Source organism: Sphaerospermopsis sp. LEGE 08334, assembly GCF_015207205.1.
Lineage (GTDB): Bacteria > Cyanobacteriota > Cyanobacteriia > Cyanobacteriales > Nostocaceae > Sphaerospermopsis.
The window spans coordinates 1-20,542 of sequence record NZ_JADEXH010000054.1; the positions used below are offsets into that span (position 1 = coordinate 1).

Consider the following 20,542-nt stretch of genomic DNA (forward strand, 5'->3'; position numbering starts at 1 on the left):
ACTATTATCCAAGGCATAACCCAACCAACACTCAACGTAAAGACGGGTGTTCAAAACCGGATAATCATTTTTTGGCAAGGATTTGAGGATGTCTTTGACAATCTTGGGAAATGAATTTATAATCATGATCAAATCAATATTTTGATATAGCTTGCTCAAATTTTAATATATTTTGGGCTATTTTTATCACAGATTTCTTAACATTCAACACTTCTGAATTAGTAGGATTTCCTAATTATCCTCATCCTCATCATAATTAAACATAAAGACAAATTTCTGTCTTGGTAAAACTAGCATAGGTAAATATATAGGATGATCGTCCCAACCTTTGCTCTTTTCACCATTTTTTTCACCTTTCTGATAACAAACCAGTAATGTTGGTACATCAGGATATGTTTTTTTTGCATATTCTGACCAAGTACCTGATCCAAATCCAAACATCCATTTAAAAGGTTCTTTTCTGGGCATATCTAATCCTTGTTTCTTATTTTTTATACCCCTGCGAACATTTAATCTTCCCTGTGTTAAACCTTTGGATTTAATATCTGTTAATGCTTTAATTATGCGTTTATTTTACCATTCTTCAGATGGAACATAATAACTTTTAGTCAGACTGATAATCTCAATCATCAAATCTATATCTACCGGATAATATTCTTCATCATCTTGATAATTATTTAAAAGGTTTTCAATTTTGTGAAAATTCTCCTTAATATCTTCTTGTTTATAAGCGGGACTTTGGGGAAAAATCAATTTTCCTGGTTTTAATACATTAATAGTAGATGGATCTAAAACATTAGAACGAGTTGGTTTAATAGTCCCTCCTATCCAAACAGGTTGAATTTTAATATTATGAATATCATCTCTGTTTTTTAATCTCGTCAATTTCATCATCATCAATAATTACACAATGTTTAGTATTATCTGAGAAAAATAAATCTCCTCCCATGTAACTATTTCCTGGTTCTGGTAATGCTGCACAAAATTGCGGTTTACAAGGATTAGAAAGTTTTTGTAAGAGTAAACTTTGGGGAGTCGCAGTAATTTGTACATAGACATGATTAGGAATTTCTTCACGAATTTCTCCTATTTGTGCAAAAGTAGAACTGTCAGCAATTACATCTTTACCTTGTTTAGATTGTTTTGCTTCATTAGTATTTAAACTAGCATTGTCAGCTTCATCATCAAAAATCAATGCTGGAAAGTTTTTAACTTTAGCTATTTTTAAAACTGTCAATAATCTTTTTAAGTGAGCAACATTTTTTGTGGTTACTAAAACCACTCCTGTATCTTTAATATAGGGTATAACTTTAGTTTTAGCAAAATCAGTAGGATCGTCTTTCCATGCTTCCCAGTCAAAAATAACAGGACCCCCTTGAATTTGATTATTAAACCTATTAGCTGTTTGTTCTCCTAACCATGTATTGTTAGATGTGAGGATAATAAAACAACGAAAATTATTTTCATGCGCTAGTGCTAAAGTGGCAATTGTTGTATTAGTTTTCCCACTTTGAACTCTTCCATAAATTAATCCTGTTGTTCCATTAGGAATGGGATCTAGTCCTTGATAAATTTGACTAACTAAACCTGTACCATTTTCTCCCACATCACCCAACCCGAAGTTTTGGGAATAAACATTCACACAATTTTGAACAACCTCAATTGCAGTTTCTTTAAGTTTCTGAGCTTCAGTTGCTTCAATTTATTTTTCTAATCTCTTGATTACTTTATTAATACAAGATCCTGAAGTAATAATGTTATGATTTTTCATGATTATTTTTATGCTGATAAAATTATGTTTGGCCAGTTGTTTTGTGGTACTGTGCGTTCTAAGGGTACTCTTCCTGTACCTTTTACATAATAACTACCCCTTGGTTCTCGTTTAACAGAAATACGTTGACTAGATAAACCGTTATTTAAATCAAAAAGACTAGATAACTGTTCTTCAGATAAGCAACAAATACCATCACGATGACAAATCAAGGCTATAAATAATTGCACATTGGGATATGTTTCACGAAATTTCTGAATAGCCATTTCTTCTTGTATGCTAAAAATAAATGACCATGAAGAAGTAGGTTTTTTTGAGATTTTAAATAAAATAGCCGATTCTTTATTTGTAATCTGGACAAGATACAAAGATGAATGAATCGAAGATAAATAATTAATAGATACATTTGGGATTTCTTTGAGTAGACGTAGAAAAGCCGCACCTTGTAAAAACTCTAGATCATTAATGCTCATGGGTGTTTTGATAGATACTATATACATTGTAATCCATTTTACAAGTTTTAGGGAAGAGCGATACCTACGATAAGCTACCACTAACGCAAATAGATCATCAAAACTTTTGCAGTTATAACCCACATTCCGAACTTCGTTTTGTAATATACAAAGACTACAATAATTGGGGTTAATGGTCGTTCTCTACACAGATAATTTCAAAAATCAAATACCAGTCCTATATTTAGATTATTTTGATATTTATTAAAATAGTGCAGTTGAAACTATCAGGAAGAGATTAATATATAAATATTATCCGATTCCCTAATTATTAAATTTTTCCAATTGATTAATTTCTTCCTGGGAAAGTAATTTTTTGGCAACTCTAACAGGTAAATGTTCTGCATTATCACGGTTATTAATAGGAGTTTTTAACCGTAAACTATATATTTCTTCTCCTGCTTCTTGTGAACTTTTTTGATCTATTTTCAGATAAACTTGATTTGGATAGGTACGTAATAATCTTGTTTGTAAACATCCTTTTAAATCTCTTGCATTTTTAGCTAGTTCGCTTTCTTCTCCAAATATTTCTCCTGCTGCTTCCCACGCATGATTTAAGGCGACAATTTCTTTTACTAATGTTTCTATTGATGGTTGTTGAAATATATCTTTCATGGTGATTTATTGAGTTAGGTTTTTTCATCGAACCGCAGAGACGCAGACTTCACAGAGGAATAGGATTTTTAGAAAGATTTTGTTTTTGTAAATCCTGGTTAATATGGTGATTGTTTTGCTTCTGATTCTAATTGATTAATTATCTGTTTCCATTTTTGTACTTGATTTTGACGTTCAGTTAATTTTTTATAATCTGGTTGCGGTAAACCCAATCTAACATCATATCTCCCATATTTTGGTGGTAATCCGATAAAATTTGTAGTTCCTGTATTTGGTAAAATTTGATAATCAGTTCTTAATAATTTTTCACAAGACCATTGCCAACCAAGAGTATGATCATGTGCTTTACCTCCTAATTTTCTAATCTTTTTAACTGATAATGGTTGAGAACCAAATAAAACACTTTCGATATAATCATTTTGAGGAAAAATTCTAGTTTCACTTCCTCTACCTCTAAAAAATTCCACAATAAAACCATTCTCTCCTAAATCAAAAATACATATTTCTGTCTCATCGCTACCATCTGATTGTAGTCTTTGAACATCTTGATCTGTTCTCAAATCATGATTGATAATCTGATAAGATTGCATAGGTAGTAAAATTTTTATTCTCATAAAACTATTACTATAATTAGCCCAAAATCCTTGACGTTTGTTTAACTGGTTTTCCTCTTTGTCTTTGATACCAATTCTTTGAATAATTAAATCTACTAAATTAGAAAAATCTTGATAATTAACTGCACCAATCCAAATTCTTAACTTCTGTCTAGCTTGACTAGATAATTTTGATTGTTTGCTAGAATTATGATAGTTTGTTTTTAACCAATTAACTAACTCTGGATACCTACCAACTATTGATGTAGAAAGATGATTTAAAATATATTCTACAGATTGAATTTGCTCGGTTTCCTCCATTTGTTCAAAACAACGTAATAACCAATTAACTTTATCTAAAGTAACTGGATGTAGTTGTTTAGTAAAATAAGGTGCTATTTCCAAAACATAATCTTTAAATATGGTAAGATTCGGGAGAACATGATTGATTTTTGGCAATAGTTCATTATGAGTTAAATTTTGGTCACAAATAATTTTTACCATTGCTTTTTTCGGCTCATTTGCTCCCAAAGCAACCAAAATTTTAATAACTAGATTATCCTTCACGGAAATTGAATTACTCCACAAAATAAAACCATTAACTAAGTGTGATGTGATTACATTTTTTTGACCATGATAAAACCAAGCTAAACGACGAATTAAGGTAAAATATAACCATTGATTTTCTTGTGAAATATGCCAAATTTTTAAAGATAAATCTTTTCTGTCTACTTCTGGTATTTCTTCCCAAATTCGCTCATTATCAATACACCATATCCATTCTATTAAACTAATATCTTGAATTCTATTCTGCTCAATTTTTTCCTTCAATGCTGATATTGAGAGATTAATATTACTTGATTTTTGTTTTGCAGCGAGTTCAATTAATCTATGGGGTTGATGATCTGGTACACTAAATTCTTGGAGGTTGAATTTTTGGTTAAACATAATTTTCTACTTATCTATTTTTGCTTATCTATTTGATTTAAACTACTCAAATCTTGTCCTTTAAACTGAATCCGAAATACTACTTTTCTATCTGTTGGTAAATCTCCTGGTTTTGCATCATTTTCACCTCTTCCTACTACCATGATTTTTTTCTCTAATTGTGATTTATGAGTTTTGTTAGAAAATGGCATTTTATATAATGTATATTTGGCAACCTGCCAAGCTCTGTTTAAACTTAATTCCATGTTAAAATCAGCTTTACCTTCAGCACTGGTATGGCCTTCAATAATTACTCTTTCAATTTGATCTTTAACTCTGGGAGTTTCAAAAATTACTTTGCTATAAATGGGGATTAATTTTTGTAGGGTTTTTTCACCTTGAGGATTTAATTTTGCACTGTTGGTTTCAAATAAGATGCTATCTCTCAAGCTGATATCTCCGGTATTGGGGTCAACTTTTGCTTCAATATTATTAGCTTTTAATTGTCTTTCTAACTTATCTATTAAGATTTCGGTAATGTCTTTTTGCGCTTGATTAAGCTGAATTAATGCAGAAATAAAAAGCAGTGCAAAAAACATTAATAAACCTGACATTAAATCACCAATAGAAAGATAAATTGCGGGATCTTCTTCTTGATCATCTTGATTTTTGAGAAAGTTTAAATTATTAAACATGAGATAATTTACCTGTTGATTGTTATTTTTACTGTAGGTTGGGTTGACGTAAGGAAACCCAACATTTTATTTATCAGGAAACTCAACATTTCGTTTATAAAGAAACTCAATATTTGGTTTACTTGTTGGGTTTCACTTCGTTCAACCCAACCTACGTTAATTTAAACGACGTTCTTTTTCAATTATCACTAATGCGTTATTTGCATTTTCTAAGATATTGGCACATAATTTTTTCATAGAATCATCAGCTTCATCAAAAAATTTAGTTTGCCATTGTGTTGATTTATCAATGTATTGATTAAGATGATTTTGCCAATTATTTAGAAGATTATTAAAATCTTGAGTTACAGTACCAATATTCCGCGATAATTCTTGCAGTTGAGCTATTCTTGCTCCTGAATTTAAACCCATCGCTTCTGTTAGTGCTTGGGTATCTTTTACCTTATTGTGCAGATTATTAGTTGTTGCTGTAATTTCCTCCATCCCTCTGGTAACTTCATTTATTGTATGAGTTAAATCTTTCATTAATGATGTTCTGCGTTGGGTTTCTTCTTGGAAAGCATTCCGTAAATCATTCACTACTTCCTGTAAAGCATTTCTTTGTGTTCCTAATGTACTTTCTAAGAGTTGATTTTGATCATTGAAGAATTGATTTAAACTATTTTGATATTCAATTCTAAATGTTTGTAATTCCTCTTGTACTGTAACACGGGTTTGTTGTAATGTCTCATCAATATTTGATAATGTTTGTTCTAAATTATCCTTTGCACTGTTCATTAATTGTGATGCTTCTCTACCTACGGTTTCTAATGTTTGAGTTTGGGTTTTAAAACTTTCATTGGTTTCCGTGATAATTTGTGAAAATGCAGAATAAACCCTTGTTAACATCTGGTTTTGTTGTTCAGATTGAGTTGTTAAAGATTGTTCTAATTCTCTTCTAATTCCTTTAAATGTATCCGCTGCTTGTTCTGCACTTTTTTGGAATGCTTCCCGTTGAGATTCCATTCCTGTGATACTTGTTTCTACTGATCTAGTAATAGAAACTCCGGTTTCTTGTAAAACGTTAGTTGTGTCTGTTTGGAAATCATGTAAGGTAGATTGTAAGCTATTGGCAAAATTATTTAACTCTCCTAATGTTTGTTGTTGAAATTGTTGAATTGTGACGATTGAATTAGCTAATTTTTCAGATATTCCCCCTAATTCATTGTTTAATTTTGTGACTGCTGCTGATGCTTGTTGAGTTAATATCGCACTTTGATCTAGTCTTTCTACTACTGGAATAATTAGTTGATTTTTCATTTCACTAATTAAGTTTTCGAGTACATTTTTTTGAGTTGTGGTAATTTGGGTTAGGGTTTTTTGGGAATCGGCAATATGATTAAATGCGGGCGTTAATCTGGTTTCTATGGTTTTATCCAATTGACTACTAACCGCTTTCCCTACTTCTATACCAATAGTTTCTGCGTCCAGTTTTTCCGCTACTTGTTGTAATGCTTGGGTTACTTTTAAACTGGCGTTAAAATCAAAGTTTCTAAAATTTGCAGCGATTTCTTTTAAACTGTTGATTGCATCTTCTCGATTATCTTTTTTAGGAACGGTAATTTTATGTAATTTTCTTCTTAGCTGATCATGTTGTGATTATCTAATGAAGTCTGTGAAAAATAGAATAATAGTAAATACACTTCCTACACCTAACCCCACTAATGAAGTAGAAAATGCTGTTTGCATTCCTGCTAATAATGTTCCTACTCCTTTCATTAAAGCATCTGTTTGGTTTAAGCTATCTAATGAAATATCTGCTATTCCTGATCTACCCAATGGAATATCTGCTATTCCTGATTGAATACCATAAAATGTTCCTAAGACTCCAATGGATGTACAAATTGTACTAATAAATCTTAAATTACTGCGTGTTGATTGATGAAATATATCTGGATATTGTTTAAGGATGTATTTATCATTGGTTTTTATAGGATTTCTATGATAATTATTTTCTGTTTCTAAATGCTCGTTAATCCATTTTCTTTCAACATAAGTATCTCTTTCTAATTCTTTGATTATCTTCTTAATAAAATTAGATTCTTGACAATATTTTATTACTGTAATTATTTCCCAAATGAATCCTAGTATAAAAACTATGGCGATCGCCACATAAAATAAACTTGCTGGTACTTCTATCATGTATCAAACCTCTATTTTTTGTGATCAAAAAGCTGCTGTAACCTATTTTCGGTAAAGGTTGATTTATCAAAACTTTTACCGCAGTATAAAATTATCTACATCTAGATAAGTTAAAAGTTCAGTGTCTAACTTGGCAAATATGATTCAGGATATGTCTTAGCATTCAATAGTGATTTATCTTTCTTTGGTTTTTTATTTAGCCTTGATTATATATATTGCATCAATTTCAGTATAAGTACAAACAGTAATTATACTAATTTTATGCAAAAAAAAAATACATTTTTATCTTGGTTTAATACTTACTTAGATTGAGGAAGTTTTAGGAATACAGGACTTAGGCAAAACAGGAGGAAAGTAGGGATAATTCTAGCTTTTTCGCTTGAGGATTTAGCTTGGTGGATCGAAACTGATGCGTTTAGAAATAGTAAAGGAAATAAACTCAGCTATAATATAACTAACAAGCAAATAAAGACTAGGAAAATAAATATGATTACAGTAGAATTTCAAACCATTATTGAAAATGGGATGATCAAAATTCCCGAACAGTACCAACAACAGTTAAAACAACCCAAGATAGTTAAAGTCACTCTTCAACAAGAAACTTCTGAACATTCTGGAAATTACCTTCAATATTTATTGGAACATCCTTTAAATATAGAAAAATTAACTCCAATTAAACGAGAAGAAATTTACGAAAACGAATAAAAACATGACGATTTTTTTAGATTCAAATATCTGGATATATGCAGTTAATCAGAGTCAAGATATCCGAAAACACCAAATTGCTAACCATCTAGCCACACAAACAGGACTTTATTTAAGTACCCAGGTAATCAATGAAGTTTGTGTAAACCTAATCAAAAAAGGAAATTTTTCCGAAAATCAAATTCAAAATATTATTCAAGGTTTTTATCAAATTCATCATATCATTCAACTCGATTTGAATATATTTTTGAAAGCATCCACATTAAGAAAAAAATATTTATTCTCATTTTGGGATAGTTTAATTATCGCCAGCGCACTATCAGTTAATGTAAATCAACTATATTCAGAGGATATGCAAGACGGTTTTACAGTAGAAGGATTACAAATTATTAATCCTTTTCTCTAAACGATAGCGCGATAAGTGATCGCTCAAAATTGAAACATACAAAAAAGACATTTTTACTTCTGAATCCTGTAAGGGTTTAGCACTGCTAAACCCCTGCTCATAATGTATATTATCCTCCTAATTCCCCTACTTTGACTTAGCCTCCAAATTTTCTAACCGACTTTTTAACTCTTGATTTTGTTTTTTGAGTTGATCTAATTCTTCCCGCATTTGTTTCAAACTTTTTTCAGTCCCAATATTTCTTTGTACTCTGGGAATTTCTTCCTCAGCGTAACGTCGCACCCTACCATCAGGAGTTTGATCCGCTAAACTTTGTAAAATCCCTATTGCTTTGGGAGTCTCCATTTGTCCTAAAGCTGTCACCACCGCTACTTGAGTTAAAAAGAATGTCTCTTTCGCTATTTCTGCTAATCTGTCTAAAATTCTTTCTATATTAGCCGGAGTTTGACCTACAGAAATTTTCCCCAAAGCGCGAATAGCAGATAAACGTAATGCTTGAGAAACGCCTAATTTAGTGTATTCCAATAACACATTTAAAGCATTTTCCGAAGTTTTAAATTCTGCTAAACCACCAATAGCACCACTTCTAACTACTTCATTCCAACCTGCTCTTTCTTCTAAAACAGATTTGAGTAGTTTGATCACTTTTTCTTCGTGGGGTTTATCATCTAAATTAGCAGCAGCAATTGTTCCCAAACTCCGACAAGCAGCAGCTTCTACATAATAGCTTTTGTCTCCATGCTGTACCAATTCTTTGACAGTTTTATAACTAGGATGAGTTTTGATTTCAGATAAAGACTCTACCACAGAACGACGGACAAAAGGATTATCATCATGTAACCCAGAAACTAAACCATCAAAAACTTGATCTAATTTAATCTCTGTTAATTGTTTAGCAACTTCTACCCGCACACCCCAAAAAGAATCATTTTTCAAAGCTGCGGATAAAGCTTTTACAACTTCCAAACCACCTTTTTTCGCTAATGCTTCTGCTGCATAAATACGAGAAATAGGATTTGGATCAAATTCTAACTGCGCTTTTAACTCTGGTATGGGATATTCTAAAACTACGGTTTTGAGATAATTATTACCCACATCAAAACTAACAAAATCGGGCTTTTCTGTTAATGGGAAATAAAAACTTTGTTCCCGTTCATTAATGCGGACAGTAAAAATCTTTAAATCAGTATTTTGCTGTTTATATCCAAAACCAATGGGAATTTTCAGATCAAATAAATCCTGATCATCACTAGCTTGGGTTTGAGTAACTGTCACCTTTGCTAAGTTAGCATCACCATCCCAAGAATAAGCAACTTTAAAATCAGGATGGCCACCACGATAAACATATTGATCAAATAAGAAAGCTAGATTTCTACCTGTTGCTTTTTCAATTGATCTTAATAAATCTATGGTTTCTACAGTTTGATGAGCATAATCATTAACAAAGGTTTGGACAGCTTTCCAGAATAATTCCTCTCCCAATTCTGCCCGGATCATGTGATAAACACAAGAACCTTTTTCATAAATATGGCGATCGTAAAGTTCAATCGCTTCACGGTAAACATGAGTTACCATTGGCCGACGGTAGCGACTGCTATCTTCACTTAAATAACTGCGAGCTTCCGACAAGCGATAATAAGCAGCATCATCCGCACCATACTCATGTTCAGTCCACATTACCTCAGAATAGGAAGCCATTCCTTCCTTAATCCAAGCATGGGACCAATGTTTAATTACCAGTAAGTCCCCAAACCATTGATGTGCTAATTCATGCACTACTAAACTTTCTGTGTTGCGGTTGTCTAATAATGCTCTTTCATCCAACAAACAGCGATCTGTTAACAGCGTGGTAGAGGTATTTTCCATCCCCCCAAAAATGAAGTCATCCACGCAAACTTGAGCATATTTGGGAAAAGGATAAAGATAACCATACTTTTCACTCAAAAATGCGATCATGCGGGGAGTTTTACCCATGCTGCGGTTAGCGTCTGCTTCTCTGGATTTTTCTACGTAATATGTAACAGGTTTACCTTGCCATTGATCTTTTATTTCCGCAAAATCACTGACAGCTAACGTCATCAAATAAGTAGGATGTATTTGTTGTTGAGACCAATGGTAAATTTTATAGTTTCCATCATCTACAGTATCAATTAATTCACCATTAGAAATTGCCATCAGTGGTTTAGGAACACGCACCCGAATTTCTGAAGTTGATAACTGTCCTGGATAGTCAAAACAGGGAAACCAATAACGAGAATCTTCGTCTTCTCCTTGAGTCCAGACTTGGGTAGGTTTGTGGGGGTAGTGCTTATCTGGTTGGATAAAATAAATACCTCTTTGGGGTTTTTCCACAGAATAGGCGATCGCTATCAACAACCTCTTACCAATTTGCGTAGGTTGAGATAATTGAATACACAGTTTTTCCCCGTCATAGTCAAACTTTTGTTCAACCTCGTCAACCTGTACAGATTGGATATTTAAATTTACAGCGTCCAAGGTCAACCTATCAATATTATTACGGATTGGCAATAGGCGAATGCTACAATTACCATTGTAACTTTGGTTGGGAATATCCAAACTGAGGTTCAGAAAAATATGCTCTACCTGTCCCGGTCTATCGGGATTATAATGTGGTTTAGCCCCCGGCAATTCAAAAGATTTGTGTCTTGCTTTCTCTGTATCAAAATAAAATTGCAACATTGTTTATTACTGACCTTGTAATCCTGAAACTGTCATAACAATAGCGATCTGTAGATGCCTCTCCCAAATCAAAATGGTAATTTGATCAGGATTTTCTCTGGGATGTAATCAATTAAATCAATTGTCTCATTTTGCTCCCCAGTGTCCAAGTCTTGATTTCATCTGAGATTATGCAGGTTTGTATCATCGGGACAAGAGTTTCTAGCATCACACAGTGATGGCTTTCCATCGATTACAAATACTAACAATTATTCTTATAGCTTAGAATAACTTGTCATTCAGAATCTGACTACTTTTTGCATATCAAATTAAGATAGCATTTACGGATTTACTCTAGACTCTATTGAAGTCTTTTTGAGAGCAGGGACAAAACTATTATTGTATGTAAATACCAATCGTCTCAGTAAGTTCCGCTAAATTAGTCAAAATCGCTGAAAAGTGCCAAAACCCCACGATTAATCACGATTAATTTTGTATCCATAGCATCTGAATCATACTTTTTCTAATTTACGCAACAAAGGACAATAACAATGCCTGAAAGCAAATTAAAACTTCTATTTCCCGCTATTAGCACGGCTATAGTTGTTGTGGGAGGTATAGCTGCTTACGTATATTTGAAAGCACCCTTGGGTGATACTTCCAGCCCTATAAGCAGTGCTAAAGTAGTACCTGCTAATGCCTTGATGGCAACATATCTTAACACTGATCCCCAATCTTGGGATAAGTTACAGCAATTTGGCACTCCACAAGCGCAAAAAATATTAGCAAAAATTCTACAGGATATCAACAAAGAAATGTTAAATGATATTGATATTTCTTACGAAACAGACATCAAACCCTGGATCGGTGGTGTGATGATTGCTGTACTGCCACCCACACCCACTACACCTAATCCTTCAATTCCTCCTATACCAGTACAACCAGAGACAAATATTCTCTTGGTGGTTGGTATCAAAGATCAGCTCAATGCTTTGAATTTTGCCAACAAATTAAAAGAGCAAAAAAACACACAAATTGAAGAATCAGACTACAAAGGTCAGAAAATTATTGGCAGTAAAAATAAAAGTAAATCAACTTATATTACTGTATTAAACAATACTCATATATTGGTAGCACCAGAAAAACAAACTGTAGAAAAAGCGATTGACACCTATAAGGGAGAACCTTCTTTTGCTAGTAAAGAAGGAGCAAGTAGCATTTTAGCTAAAGGCGTAGATGTTGAAAACAGCCTTGCTCAAATTTATGTGCCAGATTACGCCAACATGGCACAACAATTAGCAGCTTTCAATACCCAAGCTAGACCATTACGTCCGCAAACTTTGGCACAACTCCAGCAAGTAAAATCCCTAGTAGCTGGTGTTGGTGTTGATGATGCCGGACTGCGGTTAAAAGCGGTTGTTAACTTAGATCCTCAATTAAGCAAATTCCAGTATCAAAGCACCCCTTCTAATATAGTTGGCAAATTTCCCAGTGATACCATTGCCGTAGTAACTGGGCAGAATATTAATCGTAGTTGGCAAACCTTCCTAGAACAATCACAAGATTATCCTGAATTTAAGCAAGCAGTGGAACAGACTCGCGGACAACTTAAACAATTTGTCAATATTGATTTAGACAAAGATATTTTTAGTTGGATGAATGGGGAATTTGCTTTTGGTGCGGTTAAATCTAGTCAAGGTGGGTTAGCAAATGTTGGTTTTGGGGGAGCGATGGTATTTGATACGAGCGATCGCAAAACAGCGGAAACCACTTTCACCAAACTAGATGACATCGCCAAAAAGCAATCATTCAAGGTAGTTCAAAGAAACATTGCTGGTAAAAATATCACAGAATGGCAAATTGCCTTTCAAGGTGCTTTAGTATCACATGGTTGGTTAGATCAGGATACCGTATTTGTAGCTCTTGGTGGACCTGTTGGGGAAACAATAGCAGATAACAAAGGTCAAACCCTGGATAATAGCGACACCTTTAAAACCGTAACTGGTTCTTTACCCAAACCCAACGGTGGTTATTTCTATCTAGATATGGATAACACGACCTCGATAATTACTCGTTTTGCTACCGCAGGTCAACCCCTACCCCCTGATATCAGTGCTATCCTGGGTTCTATTCGTGGTTTGGGTGTCACTTTCAACAGTCCCAATAAATCTACTGCTCAAATGGAAATGTTGTTAGCGTTAAAAAGCAGTAAGTAGGAAGTCAGGAGTCAGGAGGTAGGAGTTATTTATTTTGGATTTTGGATTTTGGATTTTGTGAACTCCAATCTAAAATCTAAAATCTAAAATTTTCTTCCCCAGTCACCTGCTGTAAAATAAAGCTGTTCAACGCTACCAACATTATGACTACTGCTATCAAAACCTCTCCTGATCTACCTTCTCGCTTAGTCAATGGCATTCTTTCAGTTAAGCCTTTATTTAACCTGGCCAAACATCAAGCCAGACAAATGATGATTAAACGGGCTGAGAAAATAGGTGTAAATTGGTTTCAAGAAGTTGAAAAATTACAAGCACGAGATTGGGCAAATGATTTAACTCAAGTCCAAAATCCTCAACTCACCTACCCAGACTATTACGTTACTTCATTCCACGCTTACGAAACCGGAAATCTAAGTTGGCAAGCTGCTTTTGAAGTTGAATCTGCTGCTTATGCGGTACACGCTAAAATTTGGCAAGATTTCCAAGCTCAAGGTGATGCTAAACTACGGGAAAGTTATCACAACATCCTCAAAAATTCTATTTCCCAACCACCAAAAGATATTTTAGATTTAGGTTGTAGTGTGGGTATGAGTACCTTTGCTTTACAAGAAATTTACCCCCAAGCTAAAATCACAGGTTTAGATTTATCTCCCTATTTCTTAGCAGTCGCTAACTATCGTTCTCAACAACGTCAAAGTAATATTAACTGGGTTCATGCTCAAGCAGAATCTACAGAATTAGCAGATAATTCTTTTGATTTAGTTTCGATTTTTTTAATGTGTCATGAATTGCCCCAGTCGGCAACTAAAAAGATTTTTGCAGAAGCAAGACGGGTTTTGCGTCCAGGTGGACATTTAACAATTATGGACATGAACCCAAAATCAGAAATTTACAAAAAAATGCCTACCTATGTTTTCACATTGCTCAAAAGTACAGAACCTTATTTAGATGAATATTTCACTTTAGATATTGAGCAAGCATTAATTGAGGCTGGGTTTAAAACTCCCAGTATCACTAGCAATAGTCCTCGTCATCGCACTGTAATTGCTCAGGTAAGTGAGTAATTTATTTTTATTAATGTGGGCAGTAATTCCGCCATTACTATTTTTATGGTTCTACTATCGGCGAATTTCTGCCCCTCCTTCTGCCCTACAACTATTATGTTTTTTTGTAGTTGGTGCAATATCTGGTTTTGTTGCTTTGGGGTTAGAATGGGGAATAGAAATTGCTGCTAATTCTGTTATCAACTGGGCAAAAATACAACGTTCTTTTGTTGGTTTTGCCCTGCGGCAGTTGGTGGTTATTGGTCCAGTTGAAGAAGGTTGTAAGTTTGCTGCTGTTATTATTCCCATCTGCTATTTTCAACGCAGTTATAGGTTACGCGCTAGTACGGTTTTTCTGTTTACGATAGCTGCTGCTTTGGGGTTTACTGCTGAGGAAAATTGGATTTACTGGTTTCATGGCGCTGCACCAATTTTAGAACGAATTATTAGCACTCCTGTACATTCTATGTTTGTTGCTCCTTGGGGGTATGCGTTAGGAAGATATATTTTTTCTGAAAGGCGTTTAAATAAAGATAGAAGTTTGATTTTTACTGCTTGGTTAAATTCAGTTTTATTTCATGCTTTGGTAAATATTTTATCTAGAAGTTGGGTTTATCCCCGTCCTATTAGTTTGCTTGGTTATTGTTTATTTCCTTTTTTGTTATGGTTGTTTTGGCGACTAGAACAATTTTGGCGAAAATCTCAAGGTAAACGTCCTTTGATTTTAATTTCTGGGAATACTTCTAAGCAGCGTTTTTGGCAAAGATGTTTAATTTTATTGATATTAATTTTGGGTGGTAATGCTATTTTTGGTATTTTTATTTTGGTGAGAAAAGTTAGTCCTTTACCAATAATCAGAATTTTTGATACTGAGATTTTCTTGTTGATATTTAGGGAAATTTTTATTAATTTTTGTTTAGGTTTTGTGGCCTGGTTAATTTATCGTTATTTACGAAATCTAGCCTGTCGGCGATATTTTTGTCAATGATAAAAAGTGAGAAGTCAGGATAAGGATGCAGTATATATAAATATTCTGACTCCTGAATGGCAGTTGCTTCACTTGGGGAGACCCCAAGACCGCACTGCCTCCTCCTGACTCCTGACTCCTTAACTTAAACTGCTGCTAATTCTGGTTGTTTTACTGCTGCATTTCCAGAAGTTTGATCTAAGTCAGCAGCATAAATTTCACAGGAGTTATTGGGACTTTCAATGAGTTTGACTTTGTGCAGTGTTGCACCTAGTTTTTGAATGGGCGATCGCAATGTTTGAGCAATATAAAAAGCGATATTTTCCGCAGTGGGTACAACTTTGGCAAAGAAAGGAATATCTTTGTTTAAAAAGGTGTGATCAAAGGGTTCTACTATATAATCTGCGATGACTTGATTTAAAGCACCCAAATCAACAATCATACCCGTGCGCGGATCAATTTGTCCTTTAACGGTAACTTCTAAATGGTAATTATGTCCGTGTCCATTTACACGAGCGCATTTACCATAAATATTGGTGTTCTCTTCTAAACTCAAATCTGGGTGCGCTAGTCTGTGTGCGGCGCTAAAGTGAGTGCTAATACTGAGATATGCTTCCATTCCGTTACCCATATATTCTGCCCAAAGTTCAGGATGTTCAAATAACTGCACCTTGACTATAGGTAAGTGCGGTGCTAATTTTTGCCAGATCACCCTGGCGATATTTTCTGTGGTGGGGAGAGTTTGTTGAAATTCTACCCACGCATCATTGAGATAAGAAAAATCTAGTTGACTGGTAACTTCCCGCTTGATCACTTGTTTCACATCTGACAAGTTCAGCACCATTCCATATTCATCTAGTTCCCCCAGCAGGGAAATAAATAAAACATAGTTGTGTCCGTGTCCGGGAAATTTCGAGCAGAGACCGAATTTTTCTACATTCTCGCTTTCACTTAGTTCTGGCAACCAATACCGATGACTTGCCGAAAACTGAGCGCGTCGGTTGACAATACATTGCATGAGTACACTGGGAACAGATTTTAAAATTTCTTAATCTTTCACTTTACATAGTGTAATCTAATTTGTTGCTTATGGGGCAGTTGTTTTTTTACTGGTAACTCTTGAGTAGGTACTGGGATTTATGGTGAAACATTAGCTGTATTTAATTTAAGGTATGATAAATACTACTTTGTAAAAATTTGACAAAATTCGGGAAAATAGCACGCTCAAGTTGTATACAGCATGAGATAGTAGCATATTTCTCTATACACTTACCCCTTACTTAACTTATGAAAGTTAATCACTCGCTGTTATCAATTTTATTTCTTGGAGGATTAGTAGTTTTTCTATCAGGCTGCAAAACAGGACAAAGAGCAGATGCCTCTAAGCAAAGTAGCACAGAAGTAAAATTTTCGTGTACTACTGAAGAACATCAAGGTCAGACTGTACCAGCTACCATTGCTAATAATTCTGAGAAAGACAAACCACTAACTATCATTCATTGGGACCCCAATAATAATTTCTTTGGTGAAAACTGGACTCCTGAAAAGCGATGCGAAGAAGTTTCCAAAAGATTACAAAATATATATGACCGTGATAAATTAGAATACCTGACTACTGACGAAGCTCAATGGATTAAAGATAGGAAAGTGAATGTGATATGCAGCGTTAAAAATGACGATGATGATACTAGATGTGAAGAAGATGATCTGTTAATTACTCTTGAGACAAAAGATGATCCTAATAAAGTGTTGGATGATTTAATAGCTATTCGAGAAAAGCCAAGTAAGAGTAGAGCTTTAAGGAGAGGTGGAAAAAGCCAACCCAAAACTTTTGCTGAAGGTAAAAGGGTTTATTACGATCTTGGTAGTGCTTTAAAAAAGCTGGAAAAAGAAGATAGTTCAGAAGAAAAACCAGCATTTTAAAATCAATATTAAATATTTACCCAAATATCACAATTAGGAAAATAAACCATTTTTTATTCCTTGCCGTTTTTGCTTTTTATATACATTTCACTTTCTGGGAATAATCATGAATTTCAGATTTTTGAAAAATGCGTTTCTTTATTTAGTTGAAGACAACAATAGAAAAATTGAGATTGATAAAAAACAACCACGAAGATCAGATTATGAACCGGGAATTTACGGTAGGAGTCAGTACGAGAGAGACCATGAACAATGGAAATTAGATACGGATAGATCTGGTGCGATCGGCGGCTTTGGAATTATATTAATTTTCACAATTCTCTTATCATATTATATGGGCTTGTGGCTGTATCCTTTGCCCGTAATCTTGCTATTTTGTGCTGCGATCGGCAGTTTTGCGCTACTAGGACTAATAGCCTCTAACTTCACTGGAGAAATTCCTTTAATTATTGCACTTGGTGTACCTGCTGTTGTTACCATTATAGTAGGTATTTTAGCTATTAGGTTAGAAAAAAAGCTCTCTTCCATCCCTATTTACTACTGGATTCGTCATGTATACAGACTCGTAACACTTGCAGTTCTTATTTTTTACATACATTACTTTTTTCAGTTTGACCAGACTTTTCCTAAAGATATCAATGACGTTATTCGCTCGCTCTCTACATTAGTTCCTATTACTCTGATGACTGTGGGTGTAGGTATAGCTCATTTTAAATTGATTTCCAGGAAAGATATATGATTATTAGAGTAATCGCTACGTTATTGATTGAAAACAATTACATTCGTAGTATTTTAGAGTAGTAACAAAAATAAAATATTTTAGAAAAAACCTAGATTTTCAACATTCACCAACATATCAATTTTATGAAAATAAAGTCTTTTGTATTCCTGTCATTCTTTACACTTTTATCTACTAGTTCACTTGCTTTGAATCCCCATATCAAATATTTTCATACTCTACCTGTTGCGGCGGAAGAAATCAACGATCCTCCACAAACTCTGGAAGATGCGGAAAAACTTATAGAAAAGTTACCTAAAACTCGTGTACAACATGGGTATGGATCATCCTACAGAGTTCAAAGTATAGATTTAGAAAATCCACAGTATATAAAAATAAAGCTAGTTGCAATAGAAGATTTAAAAAAAGCATTACCAATTTATAAAAAATATGGAAAGGAAGAATGGGTATCTTCACAAATTTGCAGAGAATATCTTGAAATTGGTCATTTAGTTAATATAGGAAAAGAATACTTCCGGTATTGTCAGAATCCAAACTCACATATAGATTTAGATAATATCCAATTTTTTATCGAATTAGCAAAAAACTCAGGGAAATACAATGAAGCAATTAAGGCTGTACAAAAAGAAATAGATTACCAAAAGGAATATTTGAATAATCATACAGGAGACCCTAAATCTTTTGAGGAATGGCAGATGATTAACCACAGATATACCAAAGAAGCAGCATTTGAAAGAATTGGAAAACTGTATTTATTTTTAGGTGATTTAACCCAGTCATCTAATGACTATAAACTTGCATTAAAATATTTTCAAGATTCGAGAGATTATGTTGGGAAGTTCTTAAATAAGGAAGTATTAGGAGAAAGATATAAAGAATATGAATACGAAGAAACTGGATATAATGATAGCTACTATAAATATACTGCATTAGCTTTACTAGGAATGGGAGAAATTGATGAAGCTGAGGCAAGATTAAGTAAAGTAAAAGTCTTCAAGTACACCAATGAAACAGTAAACAGTGAAGAACAACGAGTATTAATACAACAAAATAAATTAGTAACACAAAAGAAATATGATAAATTATTGGAGATATCTGAACCAGAATTATCACTTGAACAAATCCGAACTTTAGCTAGAGAGAAAAACACTACCATTGTTAAATATTCGATAGTTAATAAACCTATTTTTCTTCATTCTGCTGTTGACAGTGGAGAAATTTTTATCAGGACAAGTAAATTTTCAGTTTTTGTCATTAAACCTAATGGTGAAATTCACTTTCTTCAAGTAGATGCAGCCAACTTAAATTCTCATCAAGAGTTTAATATTAATAAATTATTGAAACCATTAAATTATATTTTAGTAATATCTGTAATCCTCACTTTAGGGATTGCTGTTTACTTCTTAGTTCGCAAACAAAACAGATTGGCTTTATTAGCTTTTTCATTATCTGGTGTATTGCTTATCTCTCTTCTCTTACCGGTTACTCAAAATCAATTTGCCTCATCATCTCAAAATGAGAATAGCAAAACTAATAGCTACAATAGCTTAATTCTTCCTCATTTGGTATTTACAACTGTAAGTAAATTTAGAGATGATAAGGATCTCAATCAAAAGATAAGTCAAATTGAGGATAAATCTTGTCAAAATGAAGATGATTGCCTCCACCAACTCCATCAGATACTAATTCAACCTATTGCTGATTTATTACCACAAAATCCTGAAGAACACATTACTTTTATCCCACCAGAATATTTATCAAAAGTTCCTTTTGCAGCCTTAAAAGATGAAAAAGGTAAATATTTAATTGAGAAACATACAATTTATACTGCCCCCGCAATCCGACTATTACAATTCGCTAATCAGCAAGTTCAGCAAAACTTATCCGAGCCAAACACTAAAGCATTAATAGTTGGCAATCCAATTATGCCAAAAGCTCCTATCGACATTAAAGTTACTCTCTACCCAGAACCATCAGGATATAAACAACTTCAACCATTGGCAGCAACAGAAATAGAAGCTAAAGAAATTGCTTCTCTTTGGCAAACTCAACCTTTGATTGGTGATCAGGCAACTGAGTTAGCATTTATGCAGCAAGCACCTGAAGCTAATATAATTCATTTAGCTACTCATGGACTTAATTTAATAAATGGTTCTTCTTTTTTAGCCTTAGCTCCTACTGAATACAATAACCAAAATTTTGATTCTACTAATGAAAGAGTAGATGAGTTAAATCCTGCTGATGGACTATTGACACCAGAGGCAATTGAAAAGTTAAATTTAAAAGCTGAGTTAGTTGTTCTTAGTGCCTGTGATACAGGGTTAAGTCCTATCACTGGTGATCTCGGTTTTGCTACTCCTTTTTTAGCAAAAGGTGTGCCTAGCGTAGTTGTATCCCTGTGGGAAGTTCCAGATGCACCTACCTCAGAATTAATGGTAGATTTTTACAATAACCTCAAATCAAATCCCGATAAAGCGCAAGCATTACGTCAGGCGATGCTAACAACTATGAAAAAACATCCCGACCCTGTTAACTGGGCTGGGTTCACTCTAGTGGGTAGGGCAAAATAA

19 protein-coding genes and 1 pseudogene are annotated in these 20,542 nt (G+C 33.9%); 8 read left to right on the plus strand and 12 right to left on the minus strand.

Translation table 11 applies throughout. The features are described from left to right. The 10 genes and pseudogenes from IQ237_RS22680 to IQ237_RS22715 form a co-directional block, all read right to left on the minus strand. Window positions 1-126: pseudogene (locus IQ237_RS22680) on the minus strand (IS4 family transposase); the annotation flags it as partial. A 105-nt stretch (window positions 127-231) separates the two neighbouring features. Next, the gene (locus tag IQ237_RS26465; RefSeq protein ID WP_228020622.1) at window positions 232-468 is read right to left on the minus strand and encodes a hypothetical protein; all 237 of its coding nucleotides are present in this window, start codon (window positions 466-468) and stop codon (window positions 232-234) included. A gap of 105 nt (window positions 469-573) precedes the next feature. Next, complete coding sequence (locus tag IQ237_RS26470; protein WP_228020624.1) at window positions 574-897, minus strand: hypothetical protein; 324 nt, start codon at window positions 895-897, stop codon at window positions 574-576. Further along, window positions 860-1,642, minus strand: coding sequence for a hypothetical protein (locus tag IQ237_RS26475; RefSeq protein WP_228020625.1), 783 nt, complete (start codon window positions 1,640-1,642; stop codon window positions 860-862). The genes IQ237_RS26470 and IQ237_RS26475 overlap by 38 nt, the downstream gene beginning before the upstream one ends. A gap of 137 nt (window positions 1,643-1,779) precedes the next feature. Continuing rightward, complete coding sequence (locus IQ237_RS22690; protein WP_228020626.1) at window positions 1,780-2,271, minus strand: hypothetical protein; 492 nt, start codon at window positions 2,269-2,271, stop codon at window positions 1,780-1,782. 276 nt (window positions 2,272-2,547) lie between these two features. Then, window positions 2,548-2,898 carry a hypothetical protein gene (locus IQ237_RS22695; RefSeq protein ID WP_194059251.1) on the minus strand — a complete coding sequence of 117 codons (351 nt, stop codon included), beginning with the start codon at window positions 2,896-2,898 and terminating at the stop codon, window positions 2,548-2,550. 98 nt (window positions 2,899-2,996) lie between these two features. Then, complete coding sequence (locus IQ237_RS22700; protein ID WP_228020627.1) at window positions 2,997-4,439, minus strand: EH signature domain-containing protein; 1,443 nt, start codon at window positions 4,437-4,439, stop codon at window positions 2,997-2,999. Between the two features lie 14 nt (window positions 4,440-4,453). Continuing rightward, entirely contained in the window at window positions 4,454-5,113 is a 660-nt protein-coding gene (locus IQ237_RS22705; protein ID WP_194059253.1) for an OmpA family protein, read from the minus strand. Between the two features lie 156 nt (window positions 5,114-5,269). After that, window positions 5,270-6,532, minus strand: a complete 1,263-nt coding sequence (locus IQ237_RS22710) for a hypothetical protein (protein ID WP_194059255.1) — start codon at window positions 6,530-6,532, stop codon at window positions 5,270-5,272. Between the two features lie 219 nt (window positions 6,533-6,751). Then, window positions 6,752-7,294, minus strand: coding sequence for a hypothetical protein (locus IQ237_RS22715; RefSeq protein WP_194059257.1), 543 nt, complete (start codon window positions 7,292-7,294; stop codon window positions 6,752-6,754). A 486-nt stretch (window positions 7,295-7,780) separates the two neighbouring features. Between IQ237_RS22715 and IQ237_RS22720 the strand changes: the two genes are divergently transcribed. Together IQ237_RS22720 and IQ237_RS22725 are read left to right on the plus strand one after the other, a co-directional pair. Continuing rightward, window positions 7,781-7,999, plus strand: coding sequence for a hypothetical protein (locus tag IQ237_RS22720; protein WP_194059259.1), 219 nt, complete (start codon window positions 7,781-7,783; stop codon window positions 7,997-7,999). Between the two features lie 4 nt (window positions 8,000-8,003). After that, window positions 8,004-8,405, plus strand: coding sequence for a PIN domain-containing protein (locus tag IQ237_RS22725; protein WP_194059260.1), 402 nt, complete (start codon window positions 8,004-8,006; stop codon window positions 8,403-8,405). 126 nt (window positions 8,406-8,531) lie between these two features. Here IQ237_RS22725 and IQ237_RS22730 read toward each other — a convergent pair whose 3' ends face one another. Then, entirely contained in the window at window positions 8,532-11,105 is a 2,574-nt protein-coding gene (locus tag IQ237_RS22730; protein ID WP_194059261.1) for a M1 family metallopeptidase, read from the minus strand. A gap of 530 nt (window positions 11,106-11,635) precedes the next feature. Between IQ237_RS22730 and IQ237_RS22735 the strand changes: the two genes are divergently transcribed. The 3 genes from IQ237_RS22735 to IQ237_RS22745 all read left to right on the plus strand — a co-directional run bounded on the left by IQ237_RS22735 (window position 11,636) and on the right by IQ237_RS22745 (window position 15,331). Further along, window positions 11,636-13,300 (plus strand): DUF3352 domain-containing protein, encoded by a 1,665-nt coding sequence (locus tag IQ237_RS22735; RefSeq protein WP_194059262.1) that lies wholly within the window; start codon window positions 11,636-11,638, stop codon window positions 13,298-13,300. 143 nt (window positions 13,301-13,443) lie between these two features. Further along, the gene (locus IQ237_RS22740) at window positions 13,444-14,364 is read left to right on the plus strand and encodes a class I SAM-dependent methyltransferase (RefSeq protein WP_194059263.1); all 921 of its coding nucleotides are present in this window, start codon (window positions 13,444-13,446) and stop codon (window positions 14,362-14,364) included. After that, window positions 14,357-15,331: a PrsW family glutamic-type intramembrane protease gene (locus IQ237_RS22745; RefSeq protein WP_194059264.1), complete on the plus strand. Its 975-nt coding sequence runs from the start codon at window positions 14,357-14,359 to the stop codon at window positions 15,329-15,331. The genes IQ237_RS22740 and IQ237_RS22745 overlap by 8 nt, the downstream gene beginning before the upstream one ends. A gap of 124 nt (window positions 15,332-15,455) precedes the next feature. On the opposite strand, the gene IQ237_RS22750 is transcribed toward IQ237_RS22745, so the two are convergent. Then, window positions 15,456-16,328, minus strand: a complete 873-nt coding sequence (locus tag IQ237_RS22750) for a 6-carboxytetrahydropterin synthase (protein ID WP_194059265.1) — start codon at window positions 16,326-16,328, stop codon at window positions 15,456-15,458. A gap of 269 nt (window positions 16,329-16,597) precedes the next feature. Here IQ237_RS22750 and IQ237_RS22755 point away from each other — a divergent pair, with 269 nt between their 5' ends. The 3 genes from IQ237_RS22755 to IQ237_RS22765 all read left to right on the plus strand — a co-directional run bounded on the left by IQ237_RS22755 (window position 16,598) and on the right by IQ237_RS22765 (window position 20,542). Next, entirely contained in the window at window positions 16,598-17,233 is a 636-nt protein-coding gene (locus IQ237_RS22755) for a COP23 domain-containing protein (RefSeq protein WP_194059266.1), read from the plus strand. A gap of 106 nt (window positions 17,234-17,339) precedes the next feature. Continuing rightward, window positions 17,340-17,972, plus strand: a complete 633-nt coding sequence (locus IQ237_RS22760) for a hypothetical protein (protein WP_194059268.1) — start codon at window positions 17,340-17,342, stop codon at window positions 17,970-17,972. A 125-nt stretch (window positions 17,973-18,097) separates the two neighbouring features. Continuing rightward, window positions 18,098-20,542 (plus strand): CHAT domain-containing protein, encoded by a 2,445-nt coding sequence (locus tag IQ237_RS22765; protein WP_194059270.1) that lies wholly within the window; start codon window positions 18,098-18,100, stop codon window positions 20,540-20,542.